Source organism: Pseudomonas sp. SMN5 (assembly GCF_052041925.1).
GTDB lineage: Bacteria > Pseudomonadota > Gammaproteobacteria > Pseudomonadales > Pseudomonadaceae > Aquipseudomonas.
The window spans coordinates 60,176-82,718 of the sequence record NZ_JBKGGX010000011.1; the positions used below are offsets into that span (position 1 = coordinate 60,176).

General features: G+C 60.4%; 19 protein-coding genes. 15 read left to right on the forward strand and 4 right to left on the reverse strand.

What is annotated here, in order from left to right; translation table 11 throughout:
- Position 1: 1 nt before the first annotated feature.
- The 9 genes from sdhA to ACLEJR_RS13035 all read left to right on the forward strand — a co-directional run bounded on the left by sdhA (position 2) and on the right by ACLEJR_RS13035 (position 13,425).
- Positions 2 to 1,774 carry a succinate dehydrogenase flavoprotein subunit gene (sdhA, locus tag ACLEJR_RS12995; RefSeq protein ID WP_440794290.1) on the forward strand — a complete coding sequence of 591 codons (1,773 nt, stop codon included), beginning with the start codon at positions 2 to 4 and terminating at the stop codon, positions 1,772 to 1,774.
- 11 nt (positions 1,775 to 1,785) lie between these two features.
- Positions 1,786 to 2,490, forward strand: coding sequence for a succinate dehydrogenase iron-sulfur subunit (locus ACLEJR_RS13000; protein WP_039594133.1), 705 nt, complete (start codon positions 1,786 to 1,788; stop codon positions 2,488 to 2,490).
- A 261-nt stretch (positions 2,491 to 2,751) separates the two neighbouring features.
- Positions 2,752 to 5,583 (forward strand): 2-oxoglutarate dehydrogenase E1 component, encoded by a 2,832-nt coding sequence (locus ACLEJR_RS13005; RefSeq protein WP_440794288.1) that lies wholly within the window; start codon positions 2,752 to 2,754, stop codon positions 5,581 to 5,583.
- Positions 5,584 to 5,625: 42 nt separating this feature from the next.
- Positions 5,626 to 6,849 (forward strand): 2-oxoglutarate dehydrogenase complex dihydrolipoyllysine-residue succinyltransferase, encoded by a 1,224-nt coding sequence (gene odhB, locus ACLEJR_RS13010; RefSeq protein ID WP_440814427.1) that lies wholly within the window; start codon positions 5,626 to 5,628, stop codon positions 6,847 to 6,849.
- A 102-nt stretch (positions 6,850 to 6,951) separates the two neighbouring features.
- Entirely contained in the window at positions 6,952 to 8,388 is a 1,437-nt protein-coding gene (gene lpdA, locus ACLEJR_RS13015; protein ID WP_440794284.1) for a dihydrolipoyl dehydrogenase, read from the forward strand.
- 197 nt (positions 8,389 to 8,585) lie between these two features.
- Positions 8,586 to 9,752: an ADP-forming succinate--CoA ligase subunit beta gene (gene sucC / locus ACLEJR_RS13020; protein WP_003179235.1), complete on the forward strand. Its 1,167-nt coding sequence runs from the start codon at positions 8,586 to 8,588 to the stop codon at positions 9,750 to 9,752.
- Positions 9,752 to 10,636, forward strand: coding sequence for a succinate--CoA ligase subunit alpha (sucD, locus tag ACLEJR_RS13025; RefSeq protein ID WP_053149972.1), 885 nt, complete (start codon positions 9,752 to 9,754; stop codon positions 10,634 to 10,636). Before sucC ends, sucD begins: the two co-directional genes overlap by 1 nt.
- Before the next feature lie 479 nt (positions 10,637 to 11,115).
- Positions 11,116 to 12,429 (forward strand): branched-chain amino acid transport system II carrier protein, encoded by a 1,314-nt coding sequence (gene brnQ / locus ACLEJR_RS13030; protein WP_440794282.1) that lies wholly within the window; start codon positions 11,116 to 11,118, stop codon positions 12,427 to 12,429.
- A 255-nt stretch (positions 12,430 to 12,684) separates the two neighbouring features.
- Positions 12,685 to 13,425, forward strand: a complete 741-nt coding sequence (locus ACLEJR_RS13035) for a DUF599 domain-containing protein (RefSeq protein ID WP_440794280.1) — start codon at positions 12,685 to 12,687, stop codon at positions 13,423 to 13,425.
- A 78-nt stretch (positions 13,426 to 13,503) separates the two neighbouring features.
- Here the strand turns inward: ACLEJR_RS13035 and ACLEJR_RS13040 are convergent, their stop codons facing one another.
- The gene (locus tag ACLEJR_RS13040) at positions 13,504 to 13,767 is read right to left on the reverse strand and encodes a hypothetical protein (protein WP_440794278.1); all 264 of its coding nucleotides are present in this window, start codon (positions 13,765 to 13,767) and stop codon (positions 13,504 to 13,506) included.
- Between the two features lie 159 nt (positions 13,768 to 13,926).
- On the opposite strand from ACLEJR_RS13040, the gene ACLEJR_RS13045 reads away from it, so the two are divergent.
- The 4 genes from ACLEJR_RS13045 to ACLEJR_RS13060 all read left to right on the forward strand — a co-directional run bounded on the left by ACLEJR_RS13045 (position 13,927) and on the right by ACLEJR_RS13060 (position 17,653).
- Entirely contained in the window at positions 13,927 to 14,403 is a 477-nt protein-coding gene (locus tag ACLEJR_RS13045) for a PaaI family thioesterase (RefSeq protein WP_440794418.1), read from the forward strand.
- Positions 14,400 to 14,861 carry a PaaI family thioesterase gene (locus ACLEJR_RS13050; RefSeq protein WP_440814429.1) on the forward strand — a complete coding sequence of 154 codons (462 nt, stop codon included), beginning with the start codon at positions 14,400 to 14,402 and terminating at the stop codon, positions 14,859 to 14,861. Before ACLEJR_RS13045 ends, ACLEJR_RS13050 begins: the two co-directional genes overlap by 4 nt.
- Positions 14,862 to 14,948: 87 nt before the next feature.
- Positions 14,949 to 16,853: a molecular chaperone HtpG gene (gene htpG / locus ACLEJR_RS13055; protein ID WP_440794274.1), complete on the forward strand. Its 1,905-nt coding sequence runs from the start codon at positions 14,949 to 14,951 to the stop codon at positions 16,851 to 16,853.
- A gap of 71 nt (positions 16,854 to 16,924) precedes the next feature.
- Complete coding sequence (locus tag ACLEJR_RS13060) at positions 16,925 to 17,653, forward strand: dienelactone hydrolase family protein (RefSeq protein WP_440794272.1); 729 nt, start codon at positions 16,925 to 16,927, stop codon at positions 17,651 to 17,653.
- A 160-nt stretch (positions 17,654 to 17,813) separates the two neighbouring features.
- Here ACLEJR_RS13060 and ACLEJR_RS13065 read toward each other — a convergent pair whose 3' ends face one another.
- A complete protein-coding gene (locus ACLEJR_RS13065) occupies positions 17,814 to 18,674 on the reverse strand; it encodes a pirin family protein (protein WP_440794416.1) in 861 nt (286 codons plus the stop codon).
- 124 nt (positions 18,675 to 18,798) lie between these two features.
- Here ACLEJR_RS13065 and ACLEJR_RS13070 point away from each other — a divergent pair, with 124 nt between their 5' ends.
- Together ACLEJR_RS13070 and ACLEJR_RS13075 are read left to right on the forward strand one after the other, a co-directional pair.
- Positions 18,799 to 19,809, forward strand: coding sequence for an amidohydrolase family protein (locus tag ACLEJR_RS13070; protein WP_440794271.1), 1,011 nt, complete (start codon positions 18,799 to 18,801; stop codon positions 19,807 to 19,809).
- A 194-nt stretch (positions 19,810 to 20,003) separates the two neighbouring features.
- Positions 20,004 to 20,468: a DUF3859 domain-containing protein gene (locus tag ACLEJR_RS13075; RefSeq protein WP_440814430.1), complete on the forward strand. Its 465-nt coding sequence runs from the start codon at positions 20,004 to 20,006 to the stop codon at positions 20,466 to 20,468.
- A gap of 202 nt (positions 20,469 to 20,670) precedes the next feature.
- On the opposite strand, the gene fabB is transcribed toward ACLEJR_RS13075, so the two are convergent.
- Together fabB and fabA are read right to left on the reverse strand one after the other, a co-directional pair.
- A complete protein-coding gene (gene fabB, locus ACLEJR_RS13080) occupies positions 20,671 to 21,891 on the reverse strand; it encodes a beta-ketoacyl-ACP synthase I (protein ID WP_440794267.1) in 1,221 nt (406 codons plus the stop codon).
- An 11-nt stretch (positions 21,892 to 21,902) separates the two neighbouring features.
- On the reverse strand, positions 21,903 to 22,418 hold the full coding sequence (gene fabA / locus ACLEJR_RS13085; RefSeq protein ID WP_440794265.1) for a 3-hydroxyacyl-[acyl-carrier-protein] dehydratase FabA: 516 nt from the start codon (positions 22,416 to 22,418) through the stop codon (positions 21,903 to 21,905).
- Positions 22,419 to 22,543 lie beyond the last annotated feature (125 nt).

The window sequence follows — 22,543 nt, forward strand, 5'->3', positions numbered from 1 at the left end:
CATGGCTAACATTCCTACGATTTCTTTCGACGCCATCATTATTGGTGGCGGCGGTGCCGGCATGCGCGCAGCGCTGCAACTGGCGCAGGGCGGTCACAAGACTGCCGTGATCACCAAGGTTTTCCCGACCCGTTCGCACACTGTATCCGCCCAGGGCGGCATCACCTGCGCCATCGCATCCGCCGACCCGAACGATGACTGGCGCTGGCACATGTACGATACCGTCAAGGGTTCCGACTACATCGGTGACCAGGACGCTATCGAATACATGTGTCAGGAAGGCCCGGCCGCGGTGTTCGAGCTGGACCACATGGGCCTGCCGTTCTCGCGTACCGAAACCGGTCGTATCTACCAGCGTCCGTTCGGTGGCCAGTCCAAGGACTACGGCAAAGGCGGCCAGGCTGCCCGTACTTGCGCGGCGTCCGACCGTACCGGTCACGCGCTGCTGCACACCCTCTATCAGGGCAACCTGAAGGCCGGTACCACGTTCCTGAACGAGTACTATGCCGTTGACCTGGTGAAGAACCAGGACGGCGCGTTCGTCGGTGTGATCGCAATCTGCATCGAAACCGGCGAAACCACCTACATCCGTTCCAAGGCCACCGTGCTGGCGACCGGCGGTGCAGGCCGTATCTACGCCTCCACCACCAACGCCCTGATCAACACCGGTGACGGCGTCGGCATGGCTCTGCGTGCCGGCGTGCCGGTGCAGGACATCGAAATGTGGCAGTTCCACCCGACCGGCATCGCCGGCGCCGGTGTGCTGGTCACCGAAGGTTGCCGCGGTGAAGGCGGTTACCTGATCAACAAGCACGGCGAGCGTTTCATGGAGCGTTATGCTCCGAACGCCAAGGACCTTGCCGGTCGTGACGTCGTGGCTCGTTCGATGGTCAAGGAAATCATCGCCGGCAACGGTTGCGGTCCGAATGGCGACCACGTGATGCTCAAGCTCGACCACCTCGGCGAGGAAGTGCTGCACAGCCGCCTGCCGGGTATTTGCGAACTGTCGAAGACCTTCGCCCACGTCGACCCTGTCGTGGCCCCGGTTCCGGTCGTTCCAACCTGCCACTACATGATGGGCGGCGTTGCCACCAACATTCATGGCCAGGCGATCACCCAGGACGCCGCAGGCGTGGACCAGATCATTCCTGGCCTGTTCGCAGTGGGTGAAGTGGCGTGCGTATCGGTCCACGGTGCCAACCGTCTGGGCGGCAACTCGTTGCTCGACCTGGTGGTGTTTGGCCGTGCTGCCGGCCTGCACCTGGAGAAGGCGCTGACCGACGGCATCGAATACCGCGACGCCAGCGACACCGACATCGATGTGGCCCTCAAGCGTCTGGCCGGCCTCAACGAGCGTACCGAGGGCGAAGACGTCGCCACCCTGCGTCGCGAGCTGCAAAGCTGCATGCAGAACTACTTCGGTGTGTTCCGTACCGGCGAATACATGCAGAAGGGTATCGCCCAGCTGGCGCAATTGCGTGAACGAATTGCCAACGTGAAGATCAACGATAAATCGCAGGCGTTCAACACTGCGCGTATCGAAGCGCTGGAATTGCAGAACCTGCTGGAAGTGGCCGAAGCCACTGCGATCGCGGCAGAAGAGCGTAAAGAGTCCCGCGGCGCCCACGCCCGCGAAGACTTCGAAGACCGTGACGACGAAAACTGGCTGTGCCACACCTTGTACTTCCCGGGTGAAAAACGCGTCGCCAAGCGTGCCGTGAACTTCTCGCCGAAGACTGTTCCGACTTTCGAACCAAAAGTCCGGACTTATTAAGGGTGACCGCTATGTTGCAAGTCAGTGTTTATCGCTACAACCCTGATCAGGACGCCGCGCCGTTCATGCAGGACTTCCAGGTCGATACCGGTGGTAAAGACCTGATGGTGCTGGACGTGCTGGCCCTGATCAAAGAACAGGACGAAGGTTTCTCCTACCGTCGTTCCTGCCGTGAGGGCGTTTGCGGCTCCGACGGCATGAACATCAACGGCAAGAACGGCCTGGCCTGCATCACGCCGTTGTCGGCGGTGGTCAAGGGCAACAAGCTGATCGTTCGTCCGCTGCCAGGTTTGCCGGTTATCCGTGACCTGGTTGTCGATATGAGCATCTTCTACAAGCAATACGAGAAGGTGAAGCCATTCCTGCAGAACGACACGCCGGCCCCGGCCATCGAGCGTCTGCAGTCCCCGGAAGAGCGTGAGAAGCTCGACGGTCTGTACGAGTGCATCCTGTGCGCCTGCTGCTCGACCTCGTGCCCATCCTTCTGGTGGAACCCGGACAAATTCCTGGGCCCGGCCGCCCTGCTGCAAGCGTATCGCTTCCTGGCAGACAGCCGTGACACCAAGACGTCCGAGCGTCTGGCTGCACTGGATGACCCGTTCAGCGTCTTCCGCTGCCGCGGGATCATGAACTGCGTCAACGTATGTCCGAAAGGCCTGAACCCGACTAAGGCCATCGGTCACGTGCGTAACATGCTGCTGCAAAACGGCGTGTGATTCAGCTGCTGTACCCGTAGAACCGCTGTACCCGTAGAGGCTAGGGCGCGGGCTTCAACCCGCGTCGTAGCATAACCAGAACAGCCGCTCACAAAGCGGCGGTTCTTATTTTGAAGAAATGAGACAAGCAGGGGCATCCGGGCTGGTACCCGGACTATCAGCGTGATCCTAAGTGGCTTGTTTTAGTCGCTGCATTCGGACTTCTGCAAGTTTGCTCGGTGTTTTCGCCGGTGGTGTTCCCCTAATCGAGGGTGACCAAGCATGCAAGAAAGCGTGATGCAGCGCATGTGGAACAGTGCCCACCTCTCCGGTGGTAACGCTGCCTATGTGGAAGAGCTCTACGAGCTCTACCTGCACGACCCTAACGCTGTGCCAGAAGAGTGGCGCACCTATTTTCAGAAGTTGCCGGCTGACGGTAATTCTGCCACCGACGTTTCGCACTCGACGATTCGCGATCATTTCGTGCTGCTGGCAAAGAACCAGCGCCGCGCTCAACCGGTGTCTGCCGGCAGCGTGAGCAGTGAGCACGAGAAGAAGCAAGTCGAAGTGCTGCGACTGATCCAGGCCTACCGGATGCGTGGCCACCAGGCAGCCCAGCTGGATCCGCTGGGGCTGTGGCAGCGTCCTGCACCTGCAGACCTGTCGATCACTCATTACGGCTTGACCAATGCCGATCTTGATACGACCTTCCGTGCCGGCGACCTGTTCATCGGCAAAGAGGAAGCGAGCCTACGCGAAATTCACGAAGCGTTGCAGCAGACATATTGCCGCACCATCGGCTCTGAGTTCACGCACATCACCGATTCCGAGCAACGCCAGTGGTTCCAGCAGCGTCTGGAAAGCGTTCGTGGCCGTCCGACGTACTCCGCGGACATCAAGAGCCACTTGCTCGAGCGCGTGACCGCCGGTGAAGGCCTGGAGAAATACCTGGGTACCAAATACCCGGGTACCAAGCGTTTTGGCCTGGAAGGTGGCGAAAGCCTGATCCCGATGCTCGACGAGCTGATCCAGCGTTCCGGTTCCTACGGCACCAAGGAAGTCGTCATCGGCATGGCTCACCGTGGCCGCCTGAACGTGCTGGTCAACACCTTCGGCAAGAACCCGCGCGAGCTGTTCGACGAGTTCGAAGGCAAGAAGAAGGTCGAGCTCGGTTCCGGTGACGTTAAATACCACCAGGGCTTCTCGTCCAACGTGATGACCACAGGTGGCGAAGTCCACCTGGCCATGGCGTTCAACCCGTCCCACCTGGAAATCGTTTCCCCGGTGGTCGAGGGTTCGGTCCGCGCCCGTCAGGATCGTCGCAACGATCCGACCGGCGAGAAGGTGCTGCCGATCTCCATCCACGGTGACGCGGCATTCGCCGGTCAAGGCGTGGTCATGGAAACCTTCCAGATGTCGCAGACCCGCGGTTTCAAGACCGGCGGCACCGTGCACATCGTGATCAACAACCAGGTCGGTTTCACCATCAGCAACCCGCTGGACTCGCGTTCCACCGAGTACGCCACTGACGTTGCGAAAATGATCCAGGCGCCGATCCTTCACGTGAATGGTGATGATCCGGAAGCCGTGCTGTTCGTGACCCAGCTGGCCATCGACTACCGCATGCAGTTCAAGCGTGACGTGGTGATCGACTTGGTCTGCTACCGTCGTCGTGGCCACAACGAGGCCGACGAGCCAAGCGGTACCCAGCCTCTGATGTATCAGCAGATCACCAAGCAGCGTACCACCCGCGAGCTGTATGCCGATCGCCTGATCCAGGACGGTGTACTGGAAGCCGAGCGCGTCCAGGAAAAAGTCGATGAATATCGCAACGCCCTGGACAACGGCCTGCATGTGGTAAAAAGCCTGGTCAAGGAACCGAACAAAGAGTTGTTCGTGGACTGGCGTCCGTACCTGGGCCACGCCTGGACCGCACGTCACGACACGCGTTTCGACCTCAAGACCTTGCAGGAACTGTCCGCCAAGCTGCTGGAAATCCCGGAAGGCTTCGTGGTCCAGCGCCAGGTTGCGAAGATCTACGAAGACCGGCAGAAGATGCAAGCCGGCGGCCTGCCGATCAACTGGGGCTACGCCGAAACCATGGCGTACGCGACCCTGGCGTTCGAAGGTCACCCGATCCGCATGACCGGCCAGGACATCGGCCGCGGTACGTTCTCGCACCGTCATGCCGTCCTGCACAACCAGAAAGACGCCAGCACCTACATCCCGCTGAAGAACCTGTACAAGGGCCAGCCGCTGTTCGATCTTTACGACTCCTTCCTGTCGGAGGAAGCTGTACTGGCATTCGAATACGGCTACTCGACCACTACGCCAAACGCGCTGGTGATCTGGGAAGCCCAGTTCGGTGACTTCGCCAACGGTGCGCAGGTGGTGATCGACCAGTTCATCACCAGTGGCGAGCACAAGTGGGGGCGTCTCTGCGGCCTGACGATGTTGCTGCCGCACGGTTACGAAGGGCAGGGCCCCGAGCACTCCTCGGCGCGTCTTGAGCGCTACCTGCAACTGTGCGCCGAGCACAACATCCAGGTGTGCATGCCCACGACTCCGGCACAGATCTACCACTTGCTGCGCCGCCAGGTGATTCGTCCGCTGCGCAAGCCGCTGGTCGTGCTGACGCCGAAGTCGCTGCTGCGTCACAAGCTGGCTGTTTCGACGCTCGAGGATCTGGCCGACGGTTCGTTCCAGACCGTTATCCCGGAAATCGATGCCCTGGACCCGAGCAAGGTCGAGCGCATTGTCCTGTGCAGCGGCAAGGTCTACTACGACCTGCTGGAAAAACGCCGTGCCGAAGGCCGTGAAGATATCGCCATCGTGCGTATCGAGCAGCTGTATCCGTTCCCTGAGGACGACTTGAAAGAAGTCCTGGCGCCTTACACCAATGCCAAGGCGGCTGTCTGGTGTCAGGAAGAGCCGATGAACCAGGGCGCGTGGTACTGCAGCCAACACCACCTGCGTCGCAGCATCAGCCACCTCAACAAGTCTCTCGTACTCGAGTACGCGGGCCGTGAGGCTTCTGCTGCACCTGCCTGTGGTTACGCATCGATGCACGCCGAGCAGCAGGAACAACTGCTGCAAGACGCGTTTACCGTTTAACGCCTTCGCGCACCTGAAACCGAATTTAAGGAACCAAAGACAATGGCTATCGAGATCAAAGCCCCCACCTTCCCGGAATCGGTTGCCGATGGCACCGTTGCCACCTGGCACAAGAAACCGGGCGAGGCCGTCAAGCGTGACGAACTGATCGTCGACATCGAGACCGACAAGGTCGTACTGGAAGTCCTGGCGACCGCCGACGGCGTGCTGGGCGCTATCGTCAAGAACGAAGGCGACACCGTCCTGTCCGACGAAGTGCTGGGTTCGATCGAAGAGGGCGGTGCCGCCGCCGCTGCTCCGGCCGCCGCTGCTGCTCCTGCCGCTGCCCAGGCCGCCGTTCCGGCTGCCGATGGCGAAGACGACCCGGTCGCCGCGCCTGCTGCTCGCAAGATCGCTGAAGAAAACGGCATCAACATCGCTTCCGTTGCCGGCACCGGCAAGGGTGGTCGTGTGACCAAGGAAGACGTGGTTGCCGCCGTCGCCGCCAAGAAAGCTGCTCCAGCCGCCGCAGCTGCCAAGCCTGCCGCACCTGCCGCCGCCGCTCCGGTGTTCGCAGCCGGTGACCGCGTTGAAAAACGCGTTCCGATGACCCGCCTGCGTGCCAAGGTTGCCGAGCGTCTGGTCGAAGCCCAGTCGAACATGGCGATGCTGACCACTTTCAACGAAGTCGACATGACCGAAGTCATGGCCCTGCGTTCGAAGTACAAGGACCTGTTCGAGAAGTCCCACAACGGCGTGCGCCTGGGCTTCATGTCGTTCTTCGTCAAGGCGGCCACCGAGGCGCTGAAACGCTTCCCGGCCGTCAACGCGTCGATCGACGGTTCCGACATCGTCTACCACGGCTATGCCGACATCGGTGTCGCGGTCTCCAGCGACCGTGGCCTGGTGGTTCCGGTACTGCGCAACGCCGAGCTGATGAGCCTGGCCGAAATCGAAGGCGGCATCGCCACCTTCGGCAAGAAGGCCCGTGACGGCAAGCTGTCCATCGAAGAGATGACCGGCGGTACGTTCACCATCACCAACGGTGGTACATTCGGTTCGATGATGTCGACTCCGATCGTCAACCCGCCACAAGCGGCGATCCTGGGGATGCACAACATCATCCAGCGTCCGATGGCGATCAACGGTCAAGTCGTGATTCGTCCGATGATGTACCTGGCACTGTCCTACGATCACCGCCTGATCGACGGTAAAGAAGCGGTGACGTTCCTGGTGACCATCAAGAACCTGCTTGAAGATCCGGCTCGCCTGCTCCTGGATATTTAAAAAGCAGCTGCAAGCTGCAAGCTCCGAGCCTCAAGCCCACCGCGGGTGAGGTTTGAGCTTGCAGCTTGCGGCTTGTAGCTTGCAGCTAAAAGGAATCTTTTTATGACTCAGAAATTCGACGTGGTAGTGATTGGTGCTGGCCCTGGCGGCTACGTAGCGGCCATCAAGGCTGCACAACTTGGCCTTTCCACTGCCTGCATCGAGAAATACACCGATGGCGAGGGCAAACAGGCCCTGGGCGGTACTTGCCTGAACGTCGGTTGCATTCCTTCCAAGGCGCTGTTGGACAGCTCCTGGAAATACAAGGAAGCCAAGGAAAGTTTCAACGTCCACGGCATCTCCACCGGTGAAGTCAAGATGGACGTCGCAGCGATGGTTGGCCGCAAGGCTGGCATCGTCAAGAACCTGACCAGCGGTGTAGCCACCCTGTTCAAGGCCAACGGCGTGACCTCGATCCAGGGCCACGGCAAGCTGCTGCTGGGCAAGAAAGTCGAAGTGACAAAGCCAGACGGTTCGGTTGAAGTGATCGAGGCCGAGAACGTCATCCTGGCACCGGGCTCGCGTCCGATCGATATTCCACCGGCTCCAGTCGACCAGAACGTCATCGTTGATTCCACCGGCGCCCTGGAATTCCAGTCCGTGCCAAAGCGCCTGGGCGTGATCGGCGCCGGCGTGATCGGCCTGGAGCTGGGTTCGGTATGGTCGCGCCTGGGGGCGCAAGTGACCGTGCTCGAAGCCCTCGAAACCTTCCTGGTAGCTGCTGACACCGCGGTGTCCAAGGAAGCGTTCAAGACCCTGACCAAGCAAGGCCTGGACATCAAGCTGGGCGCTCGCGTGACCGGTTCCAAGGTCAACGGCGAAGAAGTCGTGGTCAACTACACCGACGCCAACGGCGAACAGACCATCACTTTCGACAAGCTGATCGTTGCGGTCGGCCGTCGTCCGGTGACCACCGACCTGTTGGCTGCCGATTGCGGCGTGAACCTGGACGAGCGTGGTTTCATCGCGGTCGATGATCATTGTGCAACCGACGTACCGGGCGTCTACGCCATCGGTGACGTGGTTCGCGGCATGATGCTGGCGCACAAGGCGTCCGAAGAAGGCATCATGGTCGTCGAGCGCATCAAGGGTCACAAGGCCCAGATGAACTACGACCTGATCCCTTCGGTTATCTACACCCACCCGGAAATCGCGTGGGTCGGTAAAACCGAACAGGCCTTGAAAGGCGAAGGCGTTGAAGTTAACGTCGGCACCTTCCCGTTCGCCGCCAGTGGCCGTGCCATGGCAGCCAACGATACCGGCGGTTTCGTAAAAGTCATCGCCGATGCCAAGACGGATCGTGTATTGGGCGTTCACGTCATTGGCCCAAGCGCGGCCGAGCTGGTACAGCAAGGCGCGATCGCGATGGAGTTCGGCACCAGCGCCGAAGACCTGGGCATGATGGTCTTCTCCCATCCGACCCTGTCCGAAGCCTTGCACGAAGCGGCCCTGGCCGTGAATGGCGGCGCCATCCACGTGGCCAACCGCAAGAAGCGTTAAGAAATAATAAGAAACCACGGCGGTACGGCCCGTCGTGAGCCTTGCGAGCAAGACTCACCGCGGAATGTCCGCTGGACGCAGTCTTGCGTAGCTCTGCCGGTTCACCGGAAGGCTACGCAAGCAGCAGTCACAGGTGGTGCGGCACTAAAAATGGTGCAGCACCGAATGCGCAGTACCTAACGAAGACGGTAATAAGCATGAATCTTCACGAGTATCAGGGTAAGCAGCTGTTCGCTGAGTACGGCCTGCCAGTATCCACAGGCTACGCGGTAGACACCCCGGAAGCGGCAGCAGAAGCTTGCGACAAAATCGGCGGCAGCGAATGGGTTGTCAAAGCCCAGGTTCACGCCGGTGGTCGCGGTAAAGCGGGCGGCGTCAAGCTGGTTCGCAGCAAAGAAGACGCCAAAGCCTTCGCACAGCAGTGGCTGGGCAAGCGTCTGGTGACCTACCAGACTGACGCCAACGGTCAGCCGGTCACCAAAATCCTGGTTGAATCGTGCACTGATATCGCTAAAGAGCTGTACCTGGGCGCTGTCGTCGACCGTTCGAGCCGCCGTATCGTGTTCATGGCTTCCACCGAAGGTGGCGTGGACATCGAGAAAATCGCTCACGATACCCCTGAGAAAATCCTCAAGGCCACTATCGATCCGCTGGTTGGCGCACAGCCATTCCAGGGTCGCGAGCTGGCATTCCAGCTGGGCCTGGAAGGCAAGCAGGTCACTCAGTTCGCCAAGATCTTCGTCGGTCTGGCCAAGCTGTTCCAGGACCACGACCTGGCCCTGCTGGAAGTGAACCCGCTGGTGATCAAGGCCGACGGCGACCTGCACTGCCTCGATGCCAAGATCAACATCGACGCCAACGCCATGTACCGTCAGCCTAAGCTGAAGACTTTCCACGATCCGTCCCAGGACGATCCGCGCGAAGCGCACGCTGCCAAGTTCGAACTGAACTACGTGGCCCTGGAAGGTAACATCGGCTGCATGGTCAACGGTGCCGGCCTGGCCATGGGTACCATGGACATCGTCAACCTGCATGGCGGCAAGCCAGCCAACTTCCTCGACGTGGGCGGCGGTGCTACCAAGGAACGCGTAACCGAAGCGTTCAAGATCATCCTGTCCGACACCAACGTCGCTGCAGTACTGGTCAACATCTTCGGCGGCATCGTTCGTTGCGACATGATTGCCGAAGGCATCATCGGCGCGGTGAAAGAAGTTGGCGTGAAAATCCCGGTTGTTGTTCGCCTCGAAGGCAACAACGCTGAGCTGGGCGCTAAAGTACTGGCAGAAAGCGGTTTGAACATCATCGCTGCTACCAGCCTGACCGACGCTGCTCAACAAGTCGTTAAAGCTGCGGAGGGCAAATAATGAGCGTCCTGATCAATAAAGACACCAAGGTTATCTGCCAAGGTATCACCGGTTCGCAGGGTAGCTTCCACACCCAGCAAGCCATCGAATACGGCACCCAGATGGTCGGCGGCGTAACGCCGGGCAAAGGCGGCACCGAGCACCTGGGCCTGCCGGTCTTCAACACCGTCAAGGACGCTGTTGCAGCCACTGGCGCGACCGCCAGCGTGATCTACGTTCCAGCTCCGTTCTGCAAGGATTCCATCCTTGAAGCGGCGTTCGGCGGTATCAAGCTGATCGTATGCATCACCGAAGGCATCCCGACCATCGACATGCTGGAAGCCAAGGTCAAGTGCGACGAGCTGGGTATCACCCTGATCGGCCCTAACTGCCCAGGCGTGATCACTCCGGGCGAGTGCAAGATCGGCATCATGCCAGGTCACATCCACTTGCCAGGCAAGGTCGGTATCGTTTCGCGTTCCGGCACCCTGACTTACGAAGCCGTGAAGCAGACCACTGACGCCGGTTTCGGTCAGTCGACTTGCGTCGGCATCGGCGGTGACCCGATCCCGGGCTCCAACTTCATCGACATCCTGAAGCTGTTCCAGGAAGACCCGAAGACCGAAGCGATCGTCATGATCGGTGAGATCGGCGGTTCCGCTGAAGAAGAAGCCGCAGCCTTCATCAAGGCCAACGTGACCAAGCCGGTTGTTTCCTACATCGCGGGTGTGACTGCTCCTCCGGGCAAGCGCATGGGCCATGCTGGCGCAATCATCTCCGGCGGCAAAGGCACTGCAGACGAGAAATTCGCTGCGCTGCAAGACGCAGGCGTGAAAACCGTGCGTTCGCTGGCAGACATCGGCAAGGCCCTGGCCGAGCTGACTGGCTGGGAAATGAAGAAGTAAGCTTCGGCTGACCTTTTTCGTTCCAGCAACAAAGGCCACCTTCGGGTGGCCTTTGTCGTTTCTGGCCCTTGAGAATTTATGTGCTGTGGCAGCGGGCTCTAGTGGCGAGCGAGCTTGCTCCCGCTCGACTGCGAAGCGGTCGCAAAACCAGGCAGCGCGTTCCGTCTGGCTGAACCTCACGGTTATCGTTTGGGCCGCTTCGCAGCCCAGCGGGAGCAAGCTCCCTCGCCACGGGAGTAAGCAAGGGTCGTGGATAAATAGATACGTAAACGCGACACCAAACTGTCGCGCATCGGATAGTTCGCCCCTAAACAGTGCGTTTTTCGCCCGAATTCGTTAGGCTAGCCGCCATTTTTGCGCTCGCGGCCCACAAGGAAGCGGCGCGCTAAACGGGTTGGTCTGATACGGACCGACAGCATTTCCCTTTACCCTCGGGGAAATCCCTCTCTAAATTCCGATTCAGTAGTGTGGTTTCCTTAATGAAAGTGTTGAAAGGCCAGGACATCCTGGCACTTGGTTTCATGACATTTGCCCTGTTTGTCGGGGCTGGCAACATCATATTCCCACCCATCGTCGGCTTGCAGTCCGGTCCCCATGTCTGGATGGCGGCGCTGGGCTTCCTGATCACCGCCGTCGGGCTTCCGGTCATCACCGTCGTGGCTCTGGCCAAGGTCGGTGGCGCCATGGACGCCTTGAGCAGCCCGATCGGCAAAATCGCCGGCGGCCTGCTGGCAGCCGTGTGCTACCTGGCGGTGGGACCGCTGTTCGCCACGCCGCGTACCGCCACCGTCTCGTTCGAAGTCGGCCTGGCGCCGCTGACCGGCGAAAGCCCGCTGGCACTGTTTCTCTATAGCGCTGTGTATTTCCTGGTGGTGTTCTTTATCTCGCTCTACCCGGGCCGCCTGCTGGACACTGTCGGGCGTTTTCTCGCGCCGTTGAAGATCATCGCCCTGGCGGTACTGGGCATCGCTGCATTTGCCTTGCCTGCCGGTGATATCGGCGTGGCGACCCCGGAATATGTTGCGGCGCCGTTTTCCCAAGGCTTCATCAATGGTTACCTGACCATGGATACCCTGGGTGCACTGGTGTTCGGCATCGTCATTGTGAACGCGATCCGTTCCCGTGGTGTCGAGTCGCCAGCGCTGATCACCCGCTACGCCATCATTGCCGGGCTGATCGCCGGGGTAGGGCTTGCGCTGGTCTACGTCAGCCTGTTCCGCCTGGGCTCGGGCAGCCATGAAGTGGCCGCCGGTGCGACCAACGGCGCCGCGGTATTGCACGCCTATGTGCAGCACACCTTCGGCAGCCTGGGCAGCGGCTTCCTTGCCGTGCTGATCTCCCTGGCATGCCTGGTGACCGCGGTCGGCCTGACCTGCGCCTGCGCCGAATACTTCAGCCGTGTCCTACCGCTGTCCTACAAGACCCTGGTGGTGATCCTGGCAGCGTTTTCGCTGCTGGTGTCCAACCTGGGCCTGACCAAGCTGATCGCCTTCTCGATCCCGGTTCTCACCGCGATCTACCCCCCGTGCATCGCCCTGGTGGCCCTCAGCTTCTGTAAGGACTTCTGGCACGAGCAGGGGCGCATCGTCGGCCCGGTGATGCTGGTGTCGTTGCTGTTTGGCCTGGTCGACGCGCTCAAGGGCGCCGGCCTGGCAGACTGGATGCCGGCACAGCTGGCCCATCTGCCGCTGAGCGAGCAGGGCCTGGCGTGGCTGGTGCCTTCGGTGATGACCCTGGCGGTGGCCGTGGTCTGTGACCGCCTGCTGGGCAAGCGCAGCGAAGCACTGGCCTAAGCTTATCGGTAAACGATGAAATGCCCCGTATCACTCGATACGGGGCATTTTTTTTGGGCGGCAGTGTCTTTTCTGGTGAGCTAACGTCGAAGCAGTGCCTTCAAGATTTACACAAGCCCTTTGGGAGCGAGCCTGCTCGCGATAGCGGAGTGTCAAGCGGCTTATTTGTAGCTGCCCCCCCGCATTCGCGAGCAAGCTCGCTCCCACAGGGTTCATTGCAAGTGGCTCCATGTCCATTTCATACAAAGGAATTGCATGTCATTCATCCAAGCCAACCTGACCCATCTGCTGGCCGCCGCCTGGTTCATCATCTGCTGGGCCGGCTACACCCGCTACGCCTCCTGGAAAGCCCGCGACACCGCGTGCCTGGCCAGCGTGATGCACCTGTACCGCGAAGACTGGATGCGCCGCATGTTGCTGCGCGAGAACCGTATTGCCGATGCCAGCGTGATCGGCAACCTGGAGCGCAACGCCTCGTTCTTCGCCTCCAGCACGCTGATCATCCTGGCGGGGATCCTGACGGTGCTGGGGGCGTCTGACAGGGCAGTGTCGTTGCTGGCCGACCTGCCGCTGGTACAGCAGGCTTCCCAGGGCATGGCGGAGATAAAGTTGCTGTGCCTGGCGCTGGTATTCGTCTATGCATTCTTTACCTTCAGTTGGTGCATGCGCCAATACAACTTCGCCGCAGTGTTGGTTGGCTCGGCACCGATGATCGGCGAGCGCCACGTTTCTGAGCAGGAACGCAAGGCATTTGCTCTAAGGGCGGCGCGGGTTATTTCCATGGCGGCCAACCAGTTCAACTTCGGGCTGCGCTCTTATTATTTCGGCATGACCATGCTGGCATGGTTCGTCAGCCCGTGGTTGTTCATGTTGATGAGTGCCGGCGTGGTATTCGTGTTGTATCAGCGCGAGTTTCATTCCGATGTGCTGGACGTGATGGTGTACACCCCGACGACGGAAGCGCCTGCGCCTGAGGCCGGCAAGGAAGCGGCCTGAGCGCACCCTGGGCTTGTCAAATCACAGATAAAAGAAAACCCGCACCAAGGCGGGTTTTCTTTTATCACTAAAACCGGATCAGTTGGTTTTAGGCGCAGTAGCCGGTGCGGTGGCAGGTGCTTGTTCCTGCGCGGCGGCTTTGTTCGCTTCGTTCTGATCTTTGGCAGCTTCGGCGTTTTCTTTCGCTGCTTCGTTCACTTTATCCTGTGCTTCGCCCATTTTCTGTTGGGCTTCCTGGGAGTGTTGGTTGGCGTCTTGAGCTTTGTCCTCGGATTTCTTATCGCAGGCAGCGAGACCGAGGGAGGCGGTCAACATCAAGGCAATAGCTAAAGTCTTACGCATGGGGTGTTTCTCCTTATGGAAATAACTACTGGCCTTTTGAGCAGCACCCCTCAGGTTAAGTTCCTCTTTTGCTACAGATATATAACCTGGTGTTGCGATTGAACTTTTATCCGGATAGGCCGTTGTCGGGCCAAGCCACTCGCTAGAGCATCGATGAAAATGCCCGAAAATCCCGTTTTTGAGCGTGCCACACGCTTTTTATCCGCGCTGCGCCATTGCCAGGTGTTGGGCTTGAAGCTGCACAGTGCCAGTCGTGAGGGGCTGACGGTGGTCCTGCCGTTCAGCCCGCGAATCGTCGGAAATCCGCTGACCGGTATCATCCACGGCGGCGCGCTGACCTCGCTGATGGACACCGCGTGCGGCATGTCGACCCTGTGCGTGCTGCCGCAGTTCGAGGTCTGCCCGACCCTGGATTTGCGCATCGACTACATGCACGCCGCCGAGCCCCACAAGGACGTCTATGGTTTCGCCCAATGCTACCGGGTCACTCCAGACGTGATTTTCACCCGCGGCTTCGCCTACCAGGACGACCCTGAACAACCCATCGCCCATGTGGTAGGCACCTTCATGCGCCTTGGCCAGCACGCCAGGGGCGTACGAACAGGTGGCCCGACGCTCACCGGGGAAACGCCATGATCGACATCCCTCACGAACAACTGCGCCAGGCGTGCGAGCGGGGCGACTACGCGCTGCTGTTGGCTTCGATCCCCTATGCGCAACTCATCGGCGTCGAATGCATACGCCAGGACCAGGCGCTGCTTTTCCGCCTGCCGGCGAACAAGGACAACATTGGTAACCCTTTACTGCCGGCGATTCATGGCGGCGTGATTGCCGGGTTCATGGAGTTGGCGGCAGCCGTTCATCTGCTGATCGCCACCGGCGTGCCGAATGTGCCGAAGATCATCGACTTCTCCCTGGATTACCTGCGCGCCGGGCAGTTTCGCGACACCTATGCCAGATGCCAGGTCTGGCGCCAGGGGCGACGAGTCGCCAACGTTGCGATCACCGCCTGGCAGGACACCGAGGCCGAACCCATCGCCACCGCCCGGGCGCATTTCAAGATCCAGGAGCCTTCGAAAGCACCTCGCCCTTGAAATCATCCCCGTAGCCCCCACCTTGAGGTCATCCCGCCGCCAATCTCAGCGAGGCGGACACCACCATCCACTTGGAGTTTGATGACCATGAGCGTGGAAACTCAAAAGGAAACCCTGGGCTTCCAGACCGAGGTGAAGCAACTGCTGCACCTGATGATTCACTCGCTGTATTCGAATAAGGAAATCTTCCTTCGCGAGCTGATCTCGAACGCCTCTGACGCTGTCGACAAATTACGTTTCGAAGCCCTTTCCAAGCCTGAACTGCTGGAAGGTGGCGCTGAGCTGAAAATCCGTGTGAGCTTCGACAAGGACGCGAAAACCGTCACCCTCGAAGACAACGGTATCGGTATGAGCCGCGAAGAGGTGATCACGCACCTGGGCACCATCGCCAAGTCCGGCACCGCCGATTTCATGAAGAACCTGTCCGGTGACCAGAAGAAGGATTCGCACCTGATCGGCCAGTTCGGTGTGGGTTTCTACTCCGCGTTCATCGTCGCCGAACGGGTCGAAGTGTTCAGCCGCCGTGCCGGCCTCGCTGCGAGCGAAGGCGTGCACTGGTCGTCCAAGGGCGAAGGCGAGTTTGAAGTGGCCACCGTCGACAAGGCGGACCGCGGTACCCGCATCGTGCTGCACCTCAAATCCGGCGAAGACGAGTTCGCCGATGGCTGGCGCCTGCGCAACATCATCAAGAAATACTCCGACCACATCGCGCTGCCTATCGAGCTGCCGAAGGAAGTCACCGCCGCCGAAGGCGAAGAAAAGCCTGAAGTGGAATGGGAAACCGTCAACCGCGCCAGCGCCTTGTGGACCCGTCCGCGTACCGAGGTCAAGGACGAGGAATACCAGGAGTTCTACAAGCACATCGCCCACGATTACGAGAACCCGCTGAGCTGGAGCCATAACAAGGTCGAAGGCAAGCTGGAATACAACTCGCTGCTGTACGTGCCGGCCCGTGCGCCATTCGATCTGTACCAGCGCGAAGCGCCACGCGGCCTGAAGTTGTATGTGCAGCGTGTGTTCGTCATGGACCAGGCCGAGTCGTTCCTGCCGCTGTACCTGCGTTTCATCAAGGGCGTAGTGGATTCCAATGACCTCTCGCTGAACGTTTCCCGGGAAATCCTGCAGAAAGATCCGATCATCGACTCCATGAAGTCGGCGCTGACCAAGCGCGTGTTGGACATGCTGGAAAAACTCGCCAAGAACGAGCCTGAGCAGTACAAGAGCTTCTGGAAGAACTTCGGCCAGGTGATGAAGGAAGGCCCGGCCGAAGATTTCGCCAACAAGGAAAAAATCGCCGGGCTGCTGCGCTTTGCCTCGACCCAGGGCGATGACGGCGAGCAGATCGTCGGCCTGGCCGATTACCTGGCCCGCGCCAAGGAAGGTCAGGACAAGATCTACTACCTGACCGGCGAAACTTATGCACAGGTCAAGAACAGTCCGCACCTGGAAGTCTTCCGCAAGAAAGGCATCGAAGTGCTGTTGCTGACCGACCGCATCGACGAGTGGCTGATGAGCTACCTCAATGAGTTCGACGGCAAGAGCTTCGTCGATGTGGCTCGTGGCGACCTGGACCTCGGCAACCTGGATTCGGAAGAAGACAAGAAAGCCGCCGAGGAAATCGCCAAGAGCAAGGAAGGCCTGGTGGAGCGGATCAAGACCGCGCTGGGCGACGCCGTCAGCGAAGTGCGCGTGTCTCACCGCCTGACCGATTCGCCGGCGATCCTGGCCATCGGCGAGCAGGATCTGGGTTTGCAGATGCGTCAGATCCTCGAAGCCAGCGGCCAGAAGGTCCCGGATTCCAAGCCGATCTTCGAATTCAACCCGGCGCACCCGTTGGTGGAAAAACTCGACAACGAGCAGAGCGAAGAGCGCTTCGGCGACCTGTCGCACATCCTGTTCGACCAGGCGGCCCTAGCGGCCGGCGACAGCCTGAAGGACCCGGCGGCGTATGTGCGTCGCCTGAACAAGCTGCTGGTTGAACTGTCAGCTTGATCTAGTGCAGGAAAAAACCCGCTTCGGCGGGTTTTTTCATTCCAGGTGTTCCCTTTGATGAGGAGTCCGTCATGAGTCAGGTTACGGTTCGTTCGGTGGTCTATCAGATCGATGGTCAAAACTATGAAGGCCGCCTGGCCTTCGACGTCAGCCAACAGGGCTCGCGCCCGGGTTTGCTGATGGCGCCCAACTGGATGGGTGTAGGGGCGGGGGCGGAAGAGATTGCCAAGTCAGTGGCGGCCAACGGCTATGTCGTGCTGATCGCCGACCTGTATGGCCAGGACGTGCGCCCGAGCAATGCCGATGAGGCGGGCGCGGCAATGATGCCGTTGAAAAATGACCGGGCGCTGTTGCGCAAGCGCATGCAGGTGGCGCTGGAACAGTTGCAAAGCCAGGGCGAAGCGCAGGTCGATGCGTCGAACCTGGCCACTTTCGGTTTCTGCTTCGGCGGCTGCTGTGCCTTGGAGCTGGCCCGCACCGGCGCGCCATTGAAAGCCGCCATCTCGTTCCACGGCACACTGGACACGCCCAACCCGGCGGATGCGAAGAACATCAAGGGTTCGGTATTGGTGATGCACGGTGCCTCGGACCCGCTGGTGCCCAAGGAGCAACTGCCGGCCTTCGAAGAAGAAATGAATGCCGCCGGGGTGGACTGGCAACTGCTGAGTTACGGCGGTGCGGTGCATTCGTTCACCGACCCGCAAGCCAATGTGCCGGGCAAGATGATGTACAACGCCACGGTCGCCAAACGGGCGTTCCGGTCGATGCATAATTTGTTGGGTGAGGTGTTCAAGGATTGAAACCGGGGACTGGATCCGGTTTATCTGTTGTCTGATACGACGCTATCGCGAGCAAGCTCGCTCCCACATTGACCGAGTAGTTCGCAATATTTGCTAACCACACCGATCCACTGTGGGAGCGAGCTTGCTCGCGATGGCAATCTATCAGGCAGTGCTGAATTCAGGGCAACTCAATCCGCTCGCTTTCCCCCGGCACGCTCGGCCAGTCCCCGGCCGCCCAGCGTCGGCGGGCTTCATCGATCCGGGCCGGGTCGCTGGAGACGAAGTTCCAGTTCATCCGCCGCGGCCCATCCAGCGGTGCGCCGCCGAACAGCACGGCGTGGCAGTCACCGCCGGCGAACAAGGTCATTTCTTCTCCGGCCGGCAGAATCACCAGCGAACGGGGTTCCACCGGCTCGTCGTCTAACAGTGCTTCGCCGCTCAATACATACAACGCACGCTCTTCATGCTCAGTGGGGATCAGCAGGGTCGTCGCGGTTTGCAGGTTCAATTCGGCATACAGCGTAGGAGAAAGCACCGGCACTGGCGATTCCAGGCAAAAGCCTGACCCGGCAATCATCCGGATCTTCACCCCGAGGTTCTCACTCACCGGCAGTGACCGGGCCGGGTGATGGCTGTAATGCCCCGGCCCCTGTTCATGAGTCTTGGGCGAGGCCAGCCAGACCTGCAAGCCGTGGAGCACGAATTCGCGGCCCAGTTGGGGCTCGGGGGTACGTTCGACATGGGCAATGGCGCTGCCGGCGGTCATCCAGCTGACATCGCCGGCTACGACCACTTGATCGGAGCCCAGGCTGTCCTTGTGCTGGAGCGTTCCCTCGAACAGGTAGGTGAGGGTGGACAGGCCGATATGTGGGTGCTGACGGATGTTCATGCCTTTACCGGCCGGGTAGGACGTTTGCAGCATGTGGTCGAAGAACACGAAAGGTCCGACGCTGCGGCATTGGGCGGACGGCAGCGGCCGGAGAATCGGCTGGCCTTCAACGTCTTCGGCACGGGGGCGAACGGTCAGGGGCGTGGTCATGGTGGCTTCCAGGTTGTGCACGGTGGCGCAGAGCATAACCCGCCGCCATGAGGCGCGGCACGCACGTTTGAACCCAGGCGGGACGGGCGAGGTCTATCCTGCTCATGGCCTATGGAGATTGCCTGTGCCCTCGATCCGCCTGATCGTTGCCTGGTTGCTGGCTATTTGCGCCAGCAGCGCTGTTGCCCGCGAATATGCCTACAGCGATGCACACCTGCATTACGTGGACTTCTTTCAGGAAACTGCCGGCATGCCCAAGCTGCTCCAGGCGATGGCGGACAATCGCATCGAGCATGCGATGATTGCCGGGATTCCGGTGGCCAAGAAGTGGCACGAGGATGAACCCAAGCGACCGCGCTACTACGCCGGCGACGATGCGGATGCCTATTGGTACAGCGCCACCGATGTGATCGTCGCCGCAGCGGTGAGCAAACTGAGCGCTGAACAACGGCGGCGCTTCCATCCGTTCCTGTCGGGTTTCAATCCCAACGACAAGAACTCCGATGCGCATATCCAGCGCATGCTCGACCTGTATCCGGGGCTATGGCAGGGCATCGGCGAGGTATTTACCCGCCATGACGACCTGACCGCGCTGACGGCGGGGGATACACCGCGTGCCAACAACGAAGCGATGACCCGCATCTATCACCTGGCGGCCGAGAATGACCTGCCAGTGATGCTGCACTCCAACATCACCTCCAAGCGCGAGAAAAACCCGCTGTACCTGGCGGAGATCGAAGAGCCATTGCGTAATCACCCGCACACGCGCTTTATCTGGGCCCACGCCGGCACGAGCATGGAGATCCACCGGCACCAGACCCGACTGGATTTTCTGTTGCCGACCTTGACGCGGATGCTTGAGTCTTACCCCAACTTGTACATCGACCTGTCCTGGAGCCTGCTCACGCCTTATTTGCTGGATGAGGCGGGCAAGCCCAGGCAGGAATGGGTGGAACTGGTGGAGCGCTTTCCAGAGCGGTTCATGGTGGGGTCGGACGTGGTGGGCCGTTTCAACAAGTTGGGCCAGGAACTGCACGGCTTCGATCCGTTCCTGGATGCGTTGCCCGAAGAGGTGGCGAGGAAGGTGGCGCGGGATAATTTCCTGGCGGTGTTGCCGCGCTCCGCTCCCAGATGAGCGAACTTTGTGGCGAGGGAGCTTGCTCCCGCTCAGTTGCGTAGCAGCCGCAAAAAAAAAGCAGGGGCCGCTGCGTGGCCCAGCGGGAGCAAGCTCCCTCGCCACAGAGGAATGAGGTGCATGTAAAGCTCTTTGTCATCAGTCTGTCACCCCCGCGTCATACCCTCGCGCTCATCTCAATCAAGGAGCGCACTATGCACCTCACCCGTTCAAGCGCACTGGTCGCGCTGCTGTTGACCTGCGGCCTGGCGCAAGCCGAGGTCCGCGTCGAAGGCCCGGTGGAATACGGCGTTTTCGAAGGGCCGCAAGCCGAGCTGCAATCGGGGGAGCGGGTCCTGCGTCGCAGCAACGAGCAGATCCGCCAGACCGAAAACGTACCGGCGAAGCTGGGCACCAAGTTCGGCATGCGCTATCAACTGGCGGGCAAGGTCGCGGATGACCAGCCGTTGACCCTGTTGTACTTCACCCCGGGCATCCGCACTCCCGACGGCGTACGCCACGACAAATTCGAAGTGGTGCAGAAACTGGTACCCGGTGCGCCCCAGGATGTGATGGCCTACGAGTTCACCGAAAGCCATGAAGTCGTGCCGGGGGAGTGGCGGTTCATGGTGTTCCAGGGTGATCGGTTGCTGACGCAGCAGCGGTTTGTGGTGCGCTGATACTCAAATGCTGTGGATGCACCCGGACCCCTGTGGGAGCGAGCCTGCTCGCGATGACGGCAGCACATCCAACATCCCTGCAAGCTGACACACCGCATCGCGAGCAGGCTCGCTCCCACAGGGGACGTTGGTGCGTTCAGCAGGCATAAAAAAACGCCCCGAACCAGTCGGGGCGTTTTTCAGTGTGGCGTAGCGGCGGGGCTTACTTGCCCTGCCAGCGCTTCAGCACCAGGGTGGCGTTGGTGCCGCCGAAGCCGAAGCTGTTGCTCATCACGGTGTCGATGGTGGCGTCTTCGCGAGTCTTGGTCAGGATCGGCAGGTCAGCCACTTCCGGATCCAGCTCGTCGATGTTGGCCGAACCGGCCATGAACTTGCCTTCCATCATCAGCAGGCAGTAGATCGCTTCATGAACGCCGGCGGCGCCCAGGGAGTGACCCGACAGGCTCTTGGTGGAGCTGATGGCCGGTGCCTTGTCGCCGAAGACTTCACGTACACCTTTCATTTCCGCGACGTCGCCGACCGGAGTCGAGGTGCCGTGGGTATTGAGGTAGTCGATAGGCGTGTCGACGGTGGACATGGCCATCTGCATGCAACGGACGGCACCTTCGCCGCTCGGGGCAACCATGTCGTAGCCATCGGAGGTGGCGCCGTAGCCGACGATTTCCGCGTAGATTTTCGCGCCGCGGGCCAGGGCGTGTTCCAGCTCCTCGACCACCACCATGCCGCCACCACCGGCGATGACGAAACCGTCACGCTTGGCGTCGTAGGCGCGGGAGGCTTTGTCCGGGGTTTCGTTGTACTGGGTGGACAGGGCGCCCATGGCGTCGAACAGGAACGACTGGCTCCAATGTTCTTCTTCACCGCCGCCGGCGAAGACGATGTCCTGCTTACCCAGCTGGATCTGCTCGACCGCGTTGCCGATGCAGTGGGCACTGGTGGCGCAGGCGGAGGAGATCGAGTAGTTGACGCCCTTGATCTTGAACGGCGTGGCCAGGCAGGCCGAAACGGTGCTGCCCATGGTCCGCGTGACGCGGTACGGGCCAACGCGCTTGACGCCTTTGTCGCGCAGGATGTCCAGCGCTTCCATCTGGTTCAGGGTCGACGCGCCACCGGAGCCGGCGATCAGGCCGGTGCGCACGTTGGACACTTGCTCGTCGGTCAGGCCGGAGTCTGCGATGGCGTCTTTCATGGCCAGGTAGGCGTAAGCCGCCGCGTGGCCGACGAAACGGTAGATCTTGCGATCGATCAATTCTTCGAGGTTCAGGTCGATGGAGCCGGAAACCTGGCTACGCAGACCCATTTCGGCGTATTCCGGATTGAACCGGATGCCCGGGCGACTTGCACGCAGGTTAGCGGAGACGGTCTCTTTGTCATTGCCCAGGCACGAAACGATGCCCAGACCAGTGATAACGACGCGGCGCATGCGGATAACCCTTAGAAGTTGTCAGTGGAGGTGAAAACGCCGACCCGAAGGCCCTCGGCGGTGTAGATCTCGCGACCGTCGACAGTGACCGAACCGTCGGCGATGGCCAGGTTCAGCTTGCCCTTGAGGACGCGCTTGATATGAATGTTATAGGTGACTTTCTTCGCGGTCGGCAGCACCTGACCGAAGAACTTCACTTCGCCCGAACCCAGGGCGCGACCGCGACCCGGCAGACCCTGCCAGCCGAGGAAGAAACCGACCAGTTGCCACATGGCGTCCAGACCCAGGCATCCCGGCATCACCGGATCGCCCTCGAAGTGGCAGGCGAAGAACCACAGGTCCGGAGTGATATCCAGCTCGGCGACCAATTCACCTTTGCCGTACTTGCCACCCATGTCGCTGATCAGGGTGATGCGATCCACCATCAGCATGTTAGGGGCGGGCAGTTGCGCGTTACCTGGGCCGAACAGCTCACCGCGACTGCAGCGCAGCAGATCTTCCCGGGTAAAGGCGTTTTGTTTGGTCATGCGAGCTCCTCAATAGTCCCATGCGGCAGGGTGGGGCAAATCTTCCCGGTCGCTCGAAGCGGTCATGCCTCGAAGCGACAGCCTACTCATAGACTATTGCGTTGTAGTGAAAGTCACAGCACACG

Bases quoted from the DNA above. Each gene is read 5' to 3' on its own strand.
- sdhA (WP_440794290.1), top strand. From the start codon at position 2: ATGGCTAACATTCCTACGATTTCTTTCGACGCCATCATTATTGGTGGC.
- ACLEJR_RS13000 (WP_039594133.1), top strand. From the start codon at position 1,786: ATGTTGCAAGTCAGTGTTTATCGCTACAACCCTGATCAGGACGCCGCG.
- ACLEJR_RS13005 (WP_440794288.1), top strand. From the start codon at position 2,752: ATGCAAGAAAGCGTGATGCAGCGCATGTGGAACAGTGCCCACCTCTCC.
- odhB (WP_440814427.1), top strand. From the start codon at position 5,626: ATGGCTATCGAGATCAAAGCCCCCACCTTCCCGGAATCGGTTGCCGAT.
- lpdA (WP_440794284.1), top strand. From the start codon at position 6,952: ATGACTCAGAAATTCGACGTGGTAGTGATTGGTGCTGGCCCTGGCGGC.
- sucC (WP_003179235.1), top strand. From the start codon at position 8,586: ATGAATCTTCACGAGTATCAGGGTAAGCAGCTGTTCGCTGAGTACGGC.
- sucD (WP_053149972.1), top strand. From the start codon at position 9,752: ATGAGCGTCCTGATCAATAAAGACACCAAGGTTATCTGCCAAGGTATC.
- brnQ (WP_440794282.1), top strand. From the start codon at position 11,116: ATGAAAGTGTTGAAAGGCCAGGACATCCTGGCACTTGGTTTCATGACA.
- ACLEJR_RS13035 (WP_440794280.1), top strand. From the start codon at position 12,685: ATGTCATTCATCCAAGCCAACCTGACCCATCTGCTGGCCGCCGCCTGG.
- ACLEJR_RS13040 (WP_440794278.1), bottom strand. From the start codon at position 13,767: ATGCGTAAGACTTTAGCTATTGCCTTGATGTTGACCGCCTCCCTCGGT.
- ACLEJR_RS13045 (WP_440794418.1), top strand. From the start codon at position 13,927: ATGCCCGAAAATCCCGTTTTTGAGCGTGCCACACGCTTTTTATCCGCG.
- ACLEJR_RS13050 (WP_440814429.1), top strand. From the start codon at position 14,400: ATGATCGACATCCCTCACGAACAACTGCGCCAGGCGTGCGAGCGGGGC.
- htpG (WP_440794274.1), top strand. From the start codon at position 14,949: ATGAGCGTGGAAACTCAAAAGGAAACCCTGGGCTTCCAGACCGAGGTG.
- ACLEJR_RS13060 (WP_440794272.1), top strand. From the start codon at position 16,925: ATGAGTCAGGTTACGGTTCGTTCGGTGGTCTATCAGATCGATGGTCAA.
- ACLEJR_RS13065 (WP_440794416.1), bottom strand. From the start codon at position 18,674: ATGACCACGCCCCTGACCGTTCGCCCCCGTGCCGAAGACGTTGAAGGC.
- ACLEJR_RS13075 (WP_440814430.1), top strand. From the start codon at position 20,004: ATGCACCTCACCCGTTCAAGCGCACTGGTCGCGCTGCTGTTGACCTGC.
- fabB (WP_440794267.1), bottom strand. From the start codon at position 21,891: ATGCGCCGCGTCGTTATCACTGGTCTGGGCATCGTTTCGTGCCTGGGC.
- fabA (WP_440794265.1), bottom strand. From the start codon at position 22,418: ATGACCAAACAAAACGCCTTTACCCGGGAAGATCTGCTGCGCTGCAGT.